The sequence below is a fragment of the Cellulophaga algicola DSM 14237 genome, assembly GCF_000186265.1.
GTDB lineage: Bacteria > Bacteroidota > Bacteroidia > Flavobacteriales > Flavobacteriaceae > Cellulophaga > Cellulophaga algicola.
Window position 1 is genome coordinate 974979 of record NC_014934.1, and the last position, 19186, is coordinate 994164.

Below are 19186 nucleotides of genomic sequence, written 5' to 3' on the forward strand. Positions count from 1 at the left end.
GCAGATTTGTTTAAGTCTAATGAGCTTCTAGTCACTGTATTTGCGGTGCAGGCTCAAGAATTTTTCGTCCATTCCTCTGTAGCGACATAATTAGGAACTTACAGCTCATCTCCAAACTTAGAATTTGTAGCATAACGTACATCTGCTCCCGCACCCTTAGTCCGAATTGAAGCGGTATACGCTTTACCCGTTTCCGTATCAAATGCATCACTTACAAATTACACTTTAACGCTGCTGGCTCTTCTTCTGCATTAGATACTTTAAGAGCTCTGCTACCATCGTATACATCGCTAAGTTCTACCGTCCTATTATCAGCGCCATTATTCTTATTCGCGTTGGTAAAATTAGCGCGATCAGCTTGTTCTAAATCTCCGTTTAGTAAAACAGTATCATTAGAGTATATTTAAAAAACTGCGACATCAATTTCTTGAAGAACTACCTCATAATCGTAGGTACCTACTACAGTACGTTTTAGTGTTGTAATTCCTGAACTACCAAAATAATATTCTAAAATTTATTTTCCATTGGACTTCACGTTAGCATATGAAACCTCAAAATAGCTATAAAAATTGCCCTTATTAGCTGTGGTATTTTCAATATAATAAATTCCAGAATCTTCTAGAGAAACAGTAGCACAATAAGAAGGTGCACCGGATAGTACTACAACGTATTCACTATCATCTTCTTCACAAGAAAATAGCATAACACTTATAAAATAAGGTAAGTAGTAATTTAGTTGTTTTCATAGTTGAGTATTTAATTATTTGTATTTTATTCTGAGTTTTAGTTTACGATACCTAATTTTTTATAGGTATTAAAAAATTAATTTATAGAGAAACCCTAGCCTTACAAAGCTATTTATTAAGGTGATTAATGGATATTAGAAATGGAACATTCTCTATTAAAAATGAAGCATTGCGTTTATTGAAAGCCCCTGATTCAGGGTTTCAGCTTTATAACTTGGAGCTGATCGTTATTTTTAACTGCCAAGATATAGGGTTGATTATTTGCTGTAATAAAGCTCATATCTTTTACATCTCCTGGTAAAAAGAATCCCGATAGATTTGCTGGAATAGAGGTGAATCCCCCTTTTCCATCTCCCTGTAAATAGTACCCAATACCAGCATCATTTCTAGGCGTCTCTATTTCTGAACTGAATAAATTTCCTGCTCCTAGTACATCTAAAAAACCGTCTTTATTGATGTCTTTCACAAGAAACTGTGTGGTATTCGAACGCTGAGCCGCTGCAGGCAATTGATGTATTACAAACTGATCTCCTTTATTTTCTAGGTACACACTCTCAAAAGATTTTACTTGATAATGCAAGGCATTTTCTAATGACTTTTCTGTATATACCTCTTCTAGAGTAGCTTCTGCAAAACTTTCATAATCTTGAAACTTATTTTTTATTCCAGGAATTTGTTGAGATGAACACTCTCTACCGCGAAGTGGGTATTGCTTGCCTTCATTATAATAACTTAGAACAATATCTTTCCTATTATCTTTATCAAAATCATTTACAAAAATGTCAAATGTAGCATCATTAGTTGCCTTGTATTTATAATTCTTACCATTATTACCCAAGACATAATCCATATCGCCATCGCCATCAAAATCGCCTTGATTTATAGTCCACCACCATCCAGCAGTATCCTTAGTAAGACCCAATTCTTCGGAAGTTTCTACAAATCCGTTGGGTGTATTTTTAAATACCCGAATAGGCATCCACTCTCCCACAATAATAATATCTTCCCGTTTGTCATTATTATAATCTGTAATTACAGCACTAGTAGCCATCCCTAGTTCAAAAAATTCTTTAGGCTGCATATTCGTAAAATGCTCAAATTTCACCGTGCTACCTTCACTCACATTTTTAAGCAAATACGTAGTGGTAGGTAAAGGATAATTGCCTGGTGTTTGCCTTCCTAAAACTAAAATATCTTGTTTTCCGTCTAGATCAAAATCGCCACTATACACCTTAGAACCACTCACCAACATGCTAGGAAGTGCATCGGGTTTACTCTTCATAAAATTGCCATGACCATCGTTTAAATATATTCTATCCTGAAGTTCTTTTGCTGTGGTAGAAAATTCATAACCACCACTTACCACATACAAATCATTATCACCATCATTATCTGCATCAAAAATTAAGGCACCAACATCCTCGCTTTGCTTATCCGCTTCTAAAAAGGAACCTTCTTGCTGTTCAAAACTACTATTTTGTTGGTAAAATAAGGCACCAGTAGTTCCTTTAGAACCTCCAATGAAATAATCATCTAAGCCATCATTATTTAGATCGCCCACCGCTAGCGCAGGACCAAAGGAAGACATTTTATGAGGTAACAAAATTTGATCTTTAAAATCATCATAAGTATTTTCAAGATGCCTATAGGTTGGAAAAACAGAAAGCTCATTGGAAAATTGCAGTGCTAATGCTACTTCCTTATCAATAGCAAGTTTCGCATCGGTGATATGTACCACTAAGGTCTGATTTACTTTAACGTTTTTTAGTTCTTGAGTTTTGCCATTTTGCCAGACCACCTTTACTTCTTCAATTTCAGAAATTGTACCTAAACCAAAATGCAATTCTGGTGCCACTGAAGATTGAAAACCTCTTGTTAAGGTTAATTCTTGCATTTGAGTTTGATCTGCAGTTTTAACATAAACTCGATTTCCTAATCCGAATTTATTCTTTGGACCTCCTTTAAACCGAACCTTTAAAAAATTAGTATTATCAGCACTCTTGTTTTCAAAAACAGCTGCGTAATCATCAATATTATTGGTGATAATTTCTAAATCGCCATCATTATCTAAATCTGCATACACTGCTCCGTTAGAAAAGCCTTCATATTCAATTCCCCATTTTTTATTAGCTTTTTCGAAATTTAGATTTCCATTATTTTTAAAAATAAAATTATCTATTTTTTCTGATGGAATTAGTAAACTCATCTCTAAAGACTTGCTCTTATCTACATTCGCTTCTTCTAATTTTTTGAAATAATCTCTATTATTTACTTCCCTTCTTGTACCATTTGTAATAAAAACATCTTTCAACCCATCATTATCAAAATCTGCCATTAAAGGACCCCAACTCCAATCTGTTGAAGAAGTACCTGTAATTCTAGAAATATTTGAAAAATATGGAATTCCGTCATCAAAAACACCAGAATTTACTTGAAAGCAGTTTTGCATATATTGATAATGAAAGCCAGCATCAACAACACCCCAGAATAAATCTGGATTCATACTTGCCATATTTGCTTTTTGTCTACGGTTACTTTTAGCATCCATATCTACTTGAAAAATATCTAAATTTCCATCATTATTAAAATCAGCAATATCAACTCCCATACCATAAAATGCCGTATGTGCGGTTGCTTTTTTTACAACTTCTTTAAAAGTTCCATCTTTTTGATTGATGTACATAAAATCAGGAGAACTAAAATCATTAGAAACATATAAATCTTGCCATCCATCATTATTTAAATCTCCTACAGTCGCACTTAAAGAGAGTGCAAAACTTTTTAAACCTGCTTCGTCAGTTACATTTGTAAAAGTTTCTCCGTCATTTCTGTACAAGTGATCAGACTCGTTTTCTTTTACATTTTTCATTTTCATTTGATAAACAAATGCTGGGGAATTAAATTTTAAAGGAGGATAATTAGCCACATACACATCTAAATCTCCATCATTATCATAATCGAAAAAAGTAGCATTTACACTATTTCCTTCATCTGCTAAACCATATTTTTCTGCTTCTTCTGTAAATGTATTGTCTTTATTATTGATAAATAATTGATTTTTTTTAGTTCCAAATTTTCCAGAAACTGAACAATAAATATCTAAAAAACCATCATTATTTACATCTGCCATTGTAACCCCTGTATGCCACTCCTTATTTCCAGAAACGCCAGCTTTTTCTGTTATATCTTCAAACTTTAAATTCCCTTTATTTAGATACAATTTATTGGCAACTTGATTTCCTGTAAAATATAAATCTAGCAATCCATCATTGTTTATATCACCAACCGAAACACCACCGCCCATATAAATATAGGAATAGGTAAAATAATTTATAGAATCATTTTCTGTTAGAATATTTTTAAAATCAATGTTAGTTTCTGCATGTTTTAATTGATTAAAAATTTTAGACGGTGCTATTTTAACCTCTTTTGAACAAGAACTTAAGAGTATTAGAAAAAGAGAGAAGCAAATGAGTTTTATGGTATTTTTCATAAGAAAAAGTTTATTTATTTTTTTAAAAATCAATACTGCTGCATTATTATCCGCATTTTTTGCGTTATAGAAATTAAAATCTTTTAAAGACTTCCTACAGTAAAACATTTTATATAAACCTGTCTAGTATTTAAATAAAAAAAACGGCGCTTCGTTAGAATACGCCGTTTTTATCAATCAAATTATTAATTTTTATTAATATCCAGGATTTTGGTCGGCACTTGTAACATTAGGGTTAGAAGAAATTTCTCCTTCAGGTATTGGAAACAATTCGTTTTTACCTGCTTGAAAACCAGTCCCAGCTAAAAAAGTTGCTGCTCTGTCCCAACGAACAAGGTCATCAAAACGAACTTGCTCTCCTGCTAATTCTACCTTTCTTTCTTGAACAATGGCTTCAAATACCTGTGCTTTTGAAAGTGTAGTTGATAACAGTGCAAACGTTCCTCCTGCTGTTGCCCCTGCTCTAGCTCTTACTCTATTAATTAAACCAATAGCCTCAGATTGAGTTCTAACTTCATTTGCACATTCTGCCATCATTAACAATACATCTGCATAGCGAATTACTTTCGCATTAATTCCAGATTCTTGTACTTCACTTGGCTGCTTATAATAGTTTTGGTATTTTCTCCAACCTCTCCCTACTGGAAAGTCTGCAGCCTTAAAGGTGCTAGTTCCGTTATTATAAATATCACCTGCAAAATAAAATGTGTCATTTAATCTCTCATCACCAGTTTCAAAAGAATTAACTAAATCATCTGAAGGGGCAGACCCAAACCAATCTAGAGCTCCATAATCTTGTCCTCTAAAAGTAGCATGATTTTGACCAGTACCATCACTACCCCATTTATTGCTAGTTCCTAAAGTTAAATCATATTGCACTTCCCAAACTGATTCTATACCATTTTCTGTTTCTTCTAAAAAGTTATCTAAGAAATTCGCTTCTAAATCGTAACCTGACATTTTTTCGAATGAAGTTAAAGCATCTCCATATCTTTTTTCATACAATAATACTTTACCTAAAAAGGCTTGAGCCGCACCTTTTGTAGCTCTACCAGTATCTTCAGAAGCTTTAGGCAATAAATAAATTGAAGCATACTCTAAATCCTCTATGATTTGTGCTACAACATCTGCTTTGGGGCTAATTTCCTTCCCTAAGCTCTCTGTAAAATCTCCGTTTTTTAATAATGGAATGTTTCCAAACTTAGTAACTAACAACCAATAGTATTGTGCTCGTAGAAATCTAGCTTCTGCATAAAATTTAAGCTTAGTTGCATTACTTAATTCCGTCTCAGGAATTGCATCAATAATTGGCGCATTACCAATTACAAAATTTGCCTTGTTAATTCCTCTATAACAAGCATCCCAATAGTCTCTAATAAAACCATTTGTAGAGTTAAAGCTAAAGTTTAAAAAAACTTCTTTATTTGGCTCCATACCACCACCATTAACAGCTTCTTGAGACATATTATCATTCATAAACCACATTAACCTACCATATAAGGCACCAGGTTGTAAGTTAGCGTAAGCTGCATTAACAGCTGCCTGAACTTGGGTTTCGTTTGAAAAGTAAGTTTCAGGGGTTATTTGATTTGGATCTGATAGTTCAAGATCATTTGTATTACAAGAATTTATGACAAGAACTCCTGAAAGAAATAGGAATAAAATTTTATATTTTTTCATGATTATAATTTTTTAAAATGAAAGTTGAACTCCGAATAAGAATGATTTTGGTTGTGGGTATCTTCCATAATCTACACCAGATGTTAATTCTGGATCTAACCCATTATAATCCGTTATAGTAAATAAGTTTTGTGCACTTGCATACAGCCTAAGCTTAGAAAGGTAACCGTTTAATACTTCACTATTTAAAGTATACCCCAAACTAATATTTTTTAACCTAGCATAAGAACCGTCCTCAATAAATCTATCTGAAACCGCAAAGTTTTCTGTCGACCCACCAAACCTTGGTGTTGTAGTCGTTGAATTACCCGGGGTCCAACTATTTAATAAAGCAGGACTTCCATTAAATACTCTACGAGCACCGCCTTCTAAATCATATCTAATAGTATTATATACATCAACTCCTTGTACACCCGTAACAAACAAACTAGCATCAAAATTCTTGTAATTAGCACTTAAATTTAAACCATACGTAAAATCTGGTAATGGGTCTGCTAAAACAACTCTATCATCAGCAGTAATATTTCCATCGCCATTTATATCTTTATATCTTATATCTCCAGGTTGGACATCTGTTTGTCCAAGGTTTCCAGAAAAAACAGCATCTACTTCTGCTTGAGTTTGATAAATACCATCACTAACATAGCCATAAAAATGGTCTATAGATTCCCCTACTTGAATGTTTGTAACGTTAACCGCAGCATCTTGCAGTCGATTTCTAGGAATTTCATCTACTCCTAAAACTATAACTTCATTAGAACTAGAACCAATATTAAAATTAGCAGACCAAGTAAAATCACCTTCATTATCATTATACCCTAAAATAGCTTCAAAACCTTTTGTTTCTACAGAACCAACATTTGATGTAATGTTACCAGCATGAGAACCAGAAGATAATGGCGTTGGCAAACTCACTAATAAATCATCACTTCTGTTTTTAAAATATTCTAAACTAGCCGTAAATTTATTATTTAAGAAACCTACATCAAGACCTAAATTTAATGTGGTAATTTCCTCCCATTTTAAATCTGGGTTTGAACCTCCATTTTCGGTAAAACCTGGAGCAATAGAACCTCCTACAGGGTATTCAAAACCACCAACAAGAGTAGCAGCGTATTGGTAATCTCCAATAGCATCGTTACCAGTTATACCGTAACTAGATCTTAATTTTAAATTATTTACACTACTATCATCTCCAAAAAAATCTTCTTCAGAAATTACCCATCCCAAAGATACTGCGGGGAAAGTACCCCAACGATTGTTATCACCAAATCTAGACGAAGCATCTGTTCTTACAGAAGCAGAGAAAATATATTTAGTATCATAATTATAATTTAATCGTGCTAAATAACCTAATCTAGTTGTTTTGCTATTATCACTTGCAATAGTTTGAGAATCTGGTCCAAACTGCTGTAATTCATCAGTAACAAGGTTTCTTGCACTACCACCAAAACCTGAATCAATGTTTTCTGTTTTTTCAGCTAAAGCTAAAAATTCAAGATTATGCTTTTCTGCAAATGTTTTTTGGTAGTTTAAGCTGTTTGTAAAAACTAATCCTTGACCGAAAGAAACACCTGCATTATAAGAAGCATAGTCTTGTGCATGTGTATTACTAGGATCATCAGAAAAAATAGGTATAAAAGTACTATTTCTGCCAGTAAAATAATCTAGCCCTATTTGAGTTCTAAACTTAAGACCTTCTATAATGTCATATTCCCCATACAAACTACCAATAAGACTAAAGTTGTTGTTACTAAATGTTGGAAGTGTTTGAATACGAACAGGATTCTCTGCATTTTGGCTATCACCAACATTATCCGGGCCTTGAAAACCACCGCGATTATTAGGGTTAAATACTGGTAAAAATGGCACCGAGTTTACAGCATGCGTTATTAATGTTCTACCACCACCACTTTGTTCTCCTCTAGACTTGCTTAAAGATACAGACATTGTTTGTCCAAACTTTAACTTTCCTGAAGTAAAGGAACTGTTCGCTCTAAAAGAATAACGATCGAAACCGGTATTAATAATTGTACCTTCTTGTTTTAAATATTCTGCTGAAAAAAATTGCGTGGTATTTTCTGTTCCTTTAGAATAATCTAATTTATAATCTTGTATAAACCCTACTTTAAATATTGCATCTTGCCAATCTGTATTGTTTTGAAATAATTCTGCAGGTCTATCTGGGAAGACGTTGTTATTTGCTGCGAATTGTAAATACTGAGTAGTGTTCATAAGATCATACCTATTAGACACTACCTGAGCACCTGAGTATGTAGAGAAGTTTAATATTCCTTTACCCTTTTTACCACTCTTGGTAGTTACTAAAACTACACCATTAGAACCTCTTGCTCCATACAATGCCGTAGTAGAAGCATCTTTTAGTATAGACACGTTTTCTATATCTGAAGGGCTAATTCCAGAAAGATTTCCTACAATTACTCCATCAATAACATATAAAGGGCTATTGTTACCAAAAGTACCTAAACCTCTAATCAAAACTTGAGGACTAGACCCCGGAGGACCTGAATTAACAACAGATACACCAGCAGCTCTACCTTGTAAAGCTTGCTCTGCATTTGCTACTGGTAATGAAGCAATTTCATCTGCATCTACTGTTGCAATAGCACCAGTAACTGTTCTTCTACTCTGTTTACCATAAGCAACAACAACCACCTCATCTAAGGCTTCTGATGATTCTAATAAGGTAACATTTAAGGTAGTGGCGCTACCAATGCTAATAATTTGTCTTGTCATACCTATGTATGAAAATATAAGCTCGTCCGTTGGCGTTACATTATCAATACTGTATTGTCCATCAAAATCGGCAGTGGTTCCTCGTGTTGTTCCTTGAACAATAATAGATACACCAGGTAATGGCGTTCCAGTATTATCAGAAACAACACCACTTACTGAATTTTGGGCGAGAATAAATTGCGAACACATCAAAAAGAACGCGAATGCCGCAAATTTGAATTTCTTCATCATAAAGAGTTAGTTTTAGTTATTTAATTTTTTGAGTTGAGTTTAGTTCAAAAGACTCCTAATTAAAAATCAAAACCAGCAGAATTAGAATGCATGCGATTAATGCAACCTCTATCATTAGTTTAATTTTAGGATTTCTAGGATTTAATTTCATTTGAACTGTGCTAGTAACAAATATATCTGCTCAATTCAACATTAAATATCAGCCATTAAGCATCTTGTACTAAGATTGTTGCAAGGCATGCTTTGATGGGGGCAAACGCAACATTTGATGCAATGCGCGCATCAAATGTTACAAATGCACCATTTGTTTCTACTTAATTAAAGGCATATTGCCTATTTATTTTTCTCTATCTCTGTGGGAAGAACTCCAAAGTGGGCTTTAAAACATTTTGTAAAGTAAGACGGTGAAGAGAATCCTACTTTATAACAAACCTCACTAATATTTACATCGCTTTCTGTTTCAATAATTTGCTTAGCGCGTTGCAATCTTATTTTTCTAAGAAACTCATTTACGGTTTGACCCGTAAGTGTTTTTATTTTTCGGTATAGCTGACTTCTACTCAAATGTAACTGAGAGGCTAATACCTCTACGCTTAAATCTGAATCACTCATATTCTCATTGATATAGTTTAAGACTTTATGTATAAAATCTTTATCCAATGATGAGGCATTTGCATTTTCATCTGCACCACTTATAGACCCAAAATACTTGTCAAAGATTAATTGCCTACTGGTAATTAATTGCTTTAATCGAAGACTCAATAAACGCATATCAAAAGGTTTTACCATATAGGCATCTGCACCTAATCCTATACCCTCTATACGATCATCAATTTTAGCCTTGGCTGTAAGCATTAAAAGCGGAATATGGCTAGTCCTTAAATCTTCTTTAATATTTTTACAAAAGGTAAAACCATCCATTTCTGGCATGATGACATCGGTTAAGATCACATCTGGCAAGAATTCTTTCGCCATTTGCAAGCCTTCTTGCCCATCTTTTGCCACCAACACTTTGTATTGTTGCTTAAACTCATCTCTTAAATAGTTTCTAAGCTCTGCATTATCTTCTACCACAAGCAAAGTGTGTTGCTTACTCTTATACTCTTCAGAAGTACCATCTTCCGTAGATTTTGCTGTTTTAGGCAGTGGATTACGCTCTCTATAGCTTATAGACTTAGTTACTTCTTTAAGAATATCTTCTGCTGCAAAATGTGCTTTGCCTTTAGGGAAAAATAGTTTAAAAGAAGTTCCTTTGCCTACTTCGCTCTCTACCTCTACTTTACCCTTATGTAATTCTATAAAATTCTGAACCACTTCTAAACCAATTCCAGTACCGCCATAGTACGTTTTATTTAAGTTTTCTACTTGATAAAAACGCTCAAAAATACGTTGCACTTGGTCTTGCTCTAACCCCATGCCCGTATCTGTAATGATAATTTCTATAGCTTCTATAGGTTGGGTACTATCTGCCAAGGGTAATGCTATTAATTTATCTGAAGATAAAATATCAATATTTATAGCACCACCATCTGGAGTAACTTTTAAAGCGTTAGAAAGAATATTAAAGATAATTTTTTCGAGCATATTAGCATCTGCCCAAATAGGAATTTCTGTAACGTCTGCATCTACCGCTAAATGTATATTTCTATTGGCCGCCTCTTCTTTAAAATAGCTAGTAACCTCTTTCGTAAATTCTACAACATCTAGTTCTCCTGCCTTAACACGTAGTTTATTAAGTTCAAGTTTTCTAAAATCCATCAATTCATTAATAAGCCTATACAACCTATCTGTATTTTTATGAATAATGTGATGTTTCTCCTTTACCCGATCTGGTAAATTCAATGTTTCATCCCGGATAATGTCTTCTAAAGGATTAATAATTAAAGTTAATGGTGTCCTAAATTCATGAGAAATATTTGTAAAAAATTGAAGTTTCTTTTCATTTAATCTATCCTCTTGTATGCGTTTGATGCGTTCATTTTTAATAAATTGCTTCTCTTTTATTCTTTCCTGCGTTATTTTATTCAGTAAATAAATCCCTAGCGCTAGCAATAGAATGTAGATTGCCGTAGCCAAATTTGTTTTCCACCAAGGCGGTAAAATATGCACTTTTAAGGTTAATGCATTTTCATTCCAAATACCATCATTATTGGCAGCCTTTAGTTTAAATGTGTATTTTCCTGGATCTAAATTGGTATAGGTTGCACTTCTAAAAGTCCCTACATAGTTCCACGTATCTTCAAAACCCTCTAAGTAATACGCATAGGTATTTTTCTCTGCCCTAGTATAATTGATACCGGTGTATTCTATGGTAAAAACAGATTGATTGTGTGTGAGCTCTATAGTCTCTGTTTCCGATATAATTTCATCTAAAGGTGAATGAGCAGCTCCCGGGATAACATCTTTATTAAAAAGTTTAAACCCTGTTAGATATATAGACGTAAGGCTTTCATTGACGCTAACATTTTTGGGATCAAAAAAATCTAAGCCTTTATAATTCCCAAAATAAAGCATCCCATCATTTGCCTTTAGTACAGCATTAAAATTAAAATTATTAGATAACAAGCCATCATTTGCAGAGTAATTTGTGGCTTTTTTATTTTTTAAATCGATTTTAGTAATGCCTGTATTTCCACTTACCCATAAGGTTTGAGCATCACTAGAAGTAATACTGGCTACGCTTTCCTCATTTAAATTAAACGTTTCATTACAAAAATTAAAACGTTGTTTCTGCGGGTTGTAATTTCCTAAACCAGAACCTCTTGTTCCAATCCAAATACTCCCATCACTAGCTTCATATAAGGATAAAATGTAGTTGGCACTAGATTTGTTTCTGTAAAGTTCCGGTGCCTTTTCTGAAATATTATCAATTTTAAAGCCTGAATTCCCCTCTTCTTTTATGCGAAATAATCCTTTAGTCGTACCTACCCAAATAAAATCCTTAGAGTCTACTATTACTTTACGAATAGCACTAGTATGCAAATTTTTCTCAGTAAATTCTGGTGTATCATGATGTACAAAGGATTCTGTATTTGGGTTATAGGATAAAATTCCGTTATAGAAAGTACCTATCCAAATAGTCCCATTAGCATCTTCTGCAAAAGACATAATACTGTTGGAACCAAATGCTTCTGGAGTATTTTCTGCATTATAATTTATAAACTTTTTAGATCCGCTGGGCAAAAGAAATAGGCCATGATTCCAAGTGCCAAACCATAAATTATTTTTACGATCCTTAAAAACCGTTTGTATATCTGAAGAGCTCAAATTTGAATACCCGCCTTCATTTTTGATAAGGTGGGTATAGGTATTTGATTTTGGATTGAAAATATCAATTCCGCCGCCATCCATGGTAATCCATAAGCGCTTAGCTTCATCTTCTAAAATTCCGGTTACGGAACCTACCTCTAGCGAATTTTTATTATTTGATACACTTTCTAAGCCCTTAAATTTATCATAGAGTTCATCATATATTCCAATACCACTATTGTAATACCCCATCCAAACCCGATTATTCTTATCTAAAAATAACGACCAGATAGAATTGGAACTAATACTATTCGTATAGCTTTTGTCTGAAAGATACCGAGCCTTTGTTGTACCATCTTGGTTTATTTGAAGGAGTCCGTCATTTTCTGTACCTACTAAAATAGAATTGTCTTTCAACTGGCATATTGCGAGAATACGCTTTTCTGTAATGCCAAAATGAAATATCTGATCTAAAACTCCTGTTGTTGGATTGCCTTTAACTATTTTATACAACCCGTTAGAAACAGTTCCTACCCAAATATGATGATTAGCATCTATTAGCAGCGTCTGCACCGGTTCATCAAACGTATGAAGTCCTGAACTTGTATTGAAATATGATGAAACAAATTTTTGAGCAGTAACATCAAATTCTTTTAAACCTAATGAAGTACCTGCATAGATATTGTTCTTATGATCTACCGTTAATTTATTGATGTTAACCGCATTTTTTGCTATGGGATCTGCAGAAGCTAATCTTCTAATACTTGTTTCATCATTCTTTAACCCAAAGTAACCATTTTCAAAGCTTCCAATATAAATATTGCCTTGAGCGTCACCAGATAAAGTAAAAACAGCGATGTTTAGTTCTGCATCTTTTTTAGATTGAAATGGTATTCTTGTGAACCTATCTAAGTCTTTTTCATAGACACTTAAACCATCATCTGTACCCACCCATAACCTATTCTTATGATCTATATACATGCAATGTATAAGATTACTATTGATGGTCGTGGTATCTTTAATTTTATGTTTGTATGGTGTATACTCCACCCCGTCAAACTTATACAGGCCAGCTCCATTAGTACCAATCCAGATATATCCTTTTTTATCTTGAGCAATTGCAGAAACAGCTACTTTAGATAGACCTTGTTTGATGTTTACAAAATTTAATTGCCCATTTTTTTCTTGAGCTTTACTTTGAAACGTACAAAACCATAAGATTGCCGTGCAAATAGTGAGTATTCTATTCATTCTGTAATTCAGGGATTATTTGAGGTGTAAAATTAGCATTATTCGTAAGAATCCATCGGTCTAATTTAAAGCCGTCTTCACGCATAGCGAAGGAAACCACATAGTCTCCTGGTTTTGAAAATTCTAGAAATATAGTATTAGGAACACCACAATGATTGTCTTCTTGCCTTTGAGCCGAAGACCATTGCCATTGGTTTTTACCATCGCACCATTGAATTCTAGCACCACTTTCTGGCCATATTCCATTAATACCAACATGCACTCCATTATCTTCTGTACCGGTAGAAAATGTACTGGCCCATATAAAATATTTTCCTGGAGTATTAATTTTTACCTTATAAGAAACGATGCCTCCCGTACCTGATTCCGGGAAAAAATTCTCACCAATAATCAACTCATCATCATGCGTAATCCGGGTATCAGGATATGCTTTAATATAGGCTTTACCAGATGCAGATTCTAATGCTTTCTGTTCCTGTTTATCTACTATAAAATTACTCTGCTCATAGGCAATTACTTTCCAATCTCGTGCTGTATTCTGATTAGAGGTATAGTGAAAATGCTCTGCTTCTACTTCTAAAAAGCCTTTGTTCTCTTCAAATGCCGATACCTCATCTAGGTTTGAAAATTTTGAAGGTAGCGAGGCTAATGAATCATCATTCTTAGTTTTCTTTGTGTTTTTTACGATAGCCACCCAGTCTCCTGAATCTGACGGAGGCATTCCAATAGCGGTTTCTCCTGCTGCTTTTATTTTTGATTTAGATCCTTTTTTTAAGGCACCTCCGTTTTTTGCATCAAACCATAAAATGCTATAGCTATCTCCAGAGGCTGGCAGCCGTAATTTTACCGCTGTACTTTTTGGAAGGTATATAGCATACAGCTCATTTTCTTTAGCCAAGACATAATCTTCCAAGTTTGACGTAAGCGTATCCTGTGCTTTCATAGCTTCAAACGGAAGCTGCTCATTGAAAAAATCTATGGCAATTTTAGACTGATTCCATAGGTTTTCTCTAGACCTCCAATCTTCACAATTGAGATCCATATGCGCATGTTTATACCCAAAATACCATTCTACACCGGCACCACCCGCCATCAGGTTACCCCACAGTACATGATTTCTGATGTCATCATGCGCAGGATCTTCAGCATCGGGTAACGCACCGTGATCTGCAGGCCCAATTTCATCAATACTTACCACCCATTGTTTGCCATGCTCCGCAGATTTATCTACCCATTTTACGGTAGTCTCATGCGCTAATTTTGGATCATGAATTTGTACAGAACTTCCTTCTAAAAAGGAGTATCCCAATAAGGGATTTAATATTTCATCTTGCTCTTTAGGTATTGAATGGCTATGTAAGGTTATAAAATTACCATACGGATCTACTTCCGCTAAATATCCAGCCATGGCGCTACGATCTTTATCATCTTGTCCTTTAGGTGACCAATATACAGATCCGTTTTCTTCTCCTAAATTCCACGTTACTTTTAAATGATGCCCAAAACGCGCAATCATCTCTCTTAAGTATAGCTTTCGTTGTACTCCTAATTGTCCGATATCTAATAGTAATTCATTTTCTGTTTCCTGTAAAACCATATGCAGCATTAGCCCTTTCTCATCCATATGATCAAAAACAATTTCCCATTGGTCTAATTTGCTACAGTCAAAACGGTAGCGCTCATTTTCGTCTATCCAAGGCCACACGTCTTTACCATCTCCTTGCACATTCATAGTCAAAAAGAAAACACTATTCATTCCTTTTGAAGCAAGGTAGTTCAGTGCTCCGATAATGTTTTTACCTTTTCCGTTTTGCCATGTAGGGTCACCACTGTTCCAATCTTTAGCATGCGGTGCATATTCATGGGTTGCTGGTGTTTGGTCAAACCCAGAATATCCCAAAAAATTTTCAGGACTTCCTGCACCTACTTTTAAAAATGCCTTTTTTGTTTCCGTGTATCTTAAATACCGCTCTCCTGTGTAGTGTAATCTTCCTTTTGCCGCTTCGCTAGTTTTATCTTTTACATCAAGAACTTCTAAAGAACCATTAAGGCCGTCAAAATCTATCGGTGTTCCGGCTGCTCCAGAGCTTGCAATAGCAATATTTTTACCTTTTTTAAAAGATACTTTATAGGTCCAAGTTCCTACTGCATCAGGTCTAAATATAACATTCCACGCCTTACCTTCTGCAGCTCCTGTTTCACTTGCATTGCCATCTGCTGCATAATAACCAGGAACGACCAATACATGATCTTTATTTCTAAATGTCACGTCTAAACGGTAATTTAAAAAAGGGTTCTCCGCATCATTCTCTGAAAGTTCTGTTCCTGAAAAGCTTAGTATAATTTTATTATATTTTTCTAAATTTCCAGAAATTTGAACTTCGTTAGTCTGACTTTGCACGGCAAAAGCGCATAATAAAAAGTAAACAAATACGCAATTATATAACTTCATGGAGTATTGTATTTTTTTAGCTTTAGTTTATCTTTAAATGTATTTTTAAATCATAATACGCACTAAGATATATGTAGCGATGAATGCAACATTTGTTGCATCAGCACTCAAATTACGAAAATTACTCACCAAGAGTGTTTATTTCGAAATAATACTGCTATTTTAGTGAATGATTCTTAATAACATTCGGCATTTTTTTTCAACAATTTGCCTTACAGTACAAAGAATCAAACATCTTATTTTACGACTATTTATGAAAGGCCCATTAGGATTACTTTGCGTACTATTACTTTTTATTTCTTGTAAAGAAAGCTCCAAAAAAGTATCTCAAGATTTTGCCTACACCAATACTCTTGTTCATGAAACAAGTCCTTATTTATTACAACATGCTCATAATCCTGTAAATTGGCAACCATGGACAGATACGATATACAATGCTGCCAAGAAAGAAAATAAATTGGTTGTTTTGAGTATTGGTTACTCTACTTGTCATTGGTGCCATAAAATGGAAGAAGAAACATTTACAGATATTTCTACGGCAGAATTTATGAATGCCAATTTTATCAATGTAAAAGTAGATCGTGAAGAACGGCCAGATGTAGATAAAGTGTATATGACTGCGGTACAGTTAATGAATGGTTCTGGAGGCTGGCCATTAAATGTAATAACCTTGCCCAATGGTAAACCTATTTACGGAGGTACTTATCACTCCAAAGAGGAATGGAATGCTGTACTAAAACGGTTTAATGAACTTTATAAGAACGATAGCCTAAAATTAAATGCGTATGCCGATAAGGTTGCATTAGGTATAGAAGAAGTTAATTTAGCTCCTTCATCAAAAAAATTAAACGCAATTTCTAAAGATAGTTTGATAAAAGCGACTACTACTTGGAAACTAAAGTGGGATACACAGTATGGTGGTACTATTGCCGACCAGAAATTTGTGCTCCCTACAAGCTTAATTTATTTAATGAATTACGGGGTTATTGAGAGCGACCTAGAAGCCAATAATTTTGCAAAAAAAACCTTAGATTCCATTGCTAGTTCTGGTATTGTTGACCATATTGATGGGGGCTTCTATAGGTACAGTACTGTGCCTGATTGGAGTATTCCTCATTTTGAAAAAATGCTGTATGACAATGCGCAGATTATGGCACTATATGCAGAAGCCTATAAGCGTTACAAAACACCGCGATATAAAGAAATTGTTTACGGTATAGACGCTTTTCTAACGGAGCATATGCTACATGATGGTGGCGGGTATTACGCTGCTTTAGATGCCGATACCGATGGAGAAGAGGGTAAATATTACACTTGGAGCAAAGATGAACTACATACCCTTTTAGGAACTGAGTATGATTTGTTTGCTGCCTATTATAAATTAAATCCAAAAAACACCTTAGAAAATGGCAGGTATGTCTTGCAACATACAGCATCTGATGCTACTTTCTGTATCTCTAATCGTATTTCGTCAGATAAATTACAGCAATTAAAAAACGACTGGAAAAAAGCATTAAAAAAAGCACGTAACAAAAGAACATACCCTAGCAAGGATGATAAGATTATCACTTCTTGGAATTCACTTTTAATCAACGGCTATGTAGAAGCCTATAAAACATTCAACGATGATTCTTTCTTAAAAAAAGCTAAAGCTATCAATAGTTTTATTCTAGAAAATTGCTATAAGAATAACGCGCTAATTCATTCCTATAAAAAAGGAGGAAAAAGAACAGCCGGCTTTTTAGAAGATTACGCTACACTGACTAATGCCAACATAAACTTGTATAGCGCTACATTAAATCCTGAATATCTAAACATAGCCACAAGCCTAAATGAAACAACACACCAAAAATTTTATGATGTAGAAAGTGGGTTTTATCGCTTTAAAGAAGAAGATAATTTAATTTCAAAAATAATTCCAACACATGATGGCGTATTAGATTCCCCAAATGCTACGGTAGCCGAAAACTTATTTTTATTGGGCCACATTTTATACCATGATGCCTATAGCGCGCAAGCAAAGAAAATGATACAAACAATGGCGCCACTTTTACAAGAAAACCTTGAAGGGTATACTAAATGGAGCTCCCTAGCCTTACATCTTTCTTCTACCTATTATGAAATTGCCGTGGTGGGTTCTAATGCTACTCGTTTGACGCAAGAGTTAAATTCAAGTTTTTTAGCAAACACTTTAATTATTGGCACTGAAACAACATCAACTATTGCTATTTATAAAGACCGCTTTGAAGAGGATAAAAATTATATCTATGTCTGCCTCAACAACAGCTGTAAACTGCCGGTCACTTCTGTACCTGAAGCATTACAACAAATAGAATATAACTTAGAGAAAGGCAACTTAAACTTTGGATTTTAATACTATATCAAAAAAAATACAATTACCAATTATCTAGCTTTAAACGAGCCCTAAACTTTGAAGGAACGGTCTTTGTGTATTTTTTAAAAAGTCTTGAAAAATAAGAGTAATTTTCATACCCTAGTTCTTGAGCAATCTCTCCTACTGGTTTATCGCTAAATGTTAACATTCGCTTGCTTTCTATCACAACTTTTTCTGCAATGAGCGCTGTTACTGTTTTATTCAAAACATACTTACAAATTCTGTTTAAATGTTTTAAGGTGATATTCATTTTAGAAGCATAGAATGCAGGAGACTTTTCTACCGCATAATACCGATCTAGAAAAATATTAAATTCTTGCATTTTCTGACTATAAGAATGTAATTCTACATTATTTTCTTGCAATTGTTTTCTTGAAATTTCGATGTGAATGATATCAATTAAATTCAGAAGTTTATCTAATTTCCTTGTGTTATTCGCAAAATTCTCTTTAACTAATAACTTGAAATAAACTTCAATGGCACTTAATTCTGCTTCATTCAAGCATACTTCCGAAATATTGGTCGATGCCTGATAAAACGGATAATCTTCCACTCTTTTTGCACCAAAATAAAGATTGTAAATATCCTTAGTATAAAACATAATGTAACCATCGATATCTTTAGACAATTTCCAACTATGTACCTGACCTGGCTGAATAGTATAAATACATCCCGGACTAATCGTGAATGTATTGAAGTCTATTTTATGAACTCCTGAACCTTTAGTAAAAAGTACGAGCAAATAAAAATTGTGACCATGAGAGCTTTCTATAAAACTATTATTTATCAAATGATTGCTAAACGTATTGATATAAAGTTCTTGTTGTCCTAGATTCCGATTAAAATTCTGAATATTATATACAGGGTACTTTTTCAATTAAATGTCTTTTTTGTGCTAAAATATGCGTTATTACTAACTTTTAAGTGTTCAT

The 19186-nt window shown here is 34.1% G+C and carries 8 protein-coding genes; 1 reads left to right on the forward strand and 7 read right to left on the reverse strand.

Annotated features, from left to right (window positions below; translation table 11 throughout):
• Nucleotides 1-514 precede the first annotated feature (514 nt).
• From CELAL_RS04250 to CELAL_RS04275, 6 genes are all read right to left on the reverse strand, one after another.
• Complete coding sequence (locus CELAL_RS04250; protein ID WP_013549675.1) at nucleotides 515-703, reverse strand: hypothetical protein; 189 nt, start codon at nucleotides 701-703, stop codon at nucleotides 515-517.
• 236 nt (nucleotides 704-939) lie between these two features.
• A complete protein-coding gene (locus CELAL_RS04255) occupies nucleotides 940-4239 on the reverse strand; it encodes a VCBS repeat-containing protein (protein WP_041557945.1) in 3300 nt (1099 codons plus the stop codon).
• A 195-nt stretch (nucleotides 4240-4434) separates the two neighbouring features.
• Complete coding sequence (locus tag CELAL_RS04260; RefSeq protein ID WP_013549677.1) at nucleotides 4435-5919, reverse strand: RagB/SusD family nutrient uptake outer membrane protein; 1485 nt, start codon at nucleotides 5917-5919, stop codon at nucleotides 4435-4437.
• Nucleotides 5920-5931: 12 nt separating this feature from the next.
• Nucleotides 5932-8907, reverse strand: a complete 2976-nt coding sequence (locus tag CELAL_RS04265) for a SusC/RagA family TonB-linked outer membrane protein (protein WP_013549678.1) — start codon at nucleotides 8905-8907, stop codon at nucleotides 5932-5934.
• Between the two features lie 333 nt (nucleotides 8908-9240).
• Entirely contained in the window at nucleotides 9241-13407 is a 4167-nt protein-coding gene (locus tag CELAL_RS04270; protein WP_013549679.1) for a two-component regulator propeller domain-containing protein, read from the reverse strand.
• A complete protein-coding gene (locus CELAL_RS04275; RefSeq protein WP_013549680.1) occupies nucleotides 13400-15859 on the reverse strand; it encodes a DUF5060 domain-containing protein in 2460 nt (819 codons plus the stop codon). Before CELAL_RS04275 ends, CELAL_RS04270 begins: the two co-directional genes overlap by 8 nt.
• A 253-nt stretch (nucleotides 15860-16112) precedes the next feature.
• Between CELAL_RS04275 and CELAL_RS04280 the strand changes: the two genes are divergently transcribed.
• Nucleotides 16113-18233 (forward strand): thioredoxin domain-containing protein, encoded by a 2121-nt coding sequence (locus CELAL_RS04280; RefSeq protein ID WP_013549681.1) that lies wholly within the window; start codon nucleotides 16113-16115, stop codon nucleotides 18231-18233.
• Nucleotides 18234-18255: 22 nt separating this feature from the next.
• On the opposite strand, the gene CELAL_RS04285 is transcribed toward CELAL_RS04280, so the two are convergent.
• Nucleotides 18256-19131 carry an AraC family transcriptional regulator gene (locus tag CELAL_RS04285; protein ID WP_013549682.1) on the reverse strand — a complete coding sequence of 292 codons (876 nt, stop codon included), beginning with the start codon at nucleotides 19129-19131 and terminating at the stop codon, nucleotides 18256-18258.
• Nucleotides 19132-19186: the final 55 nt, after the last annotated feature.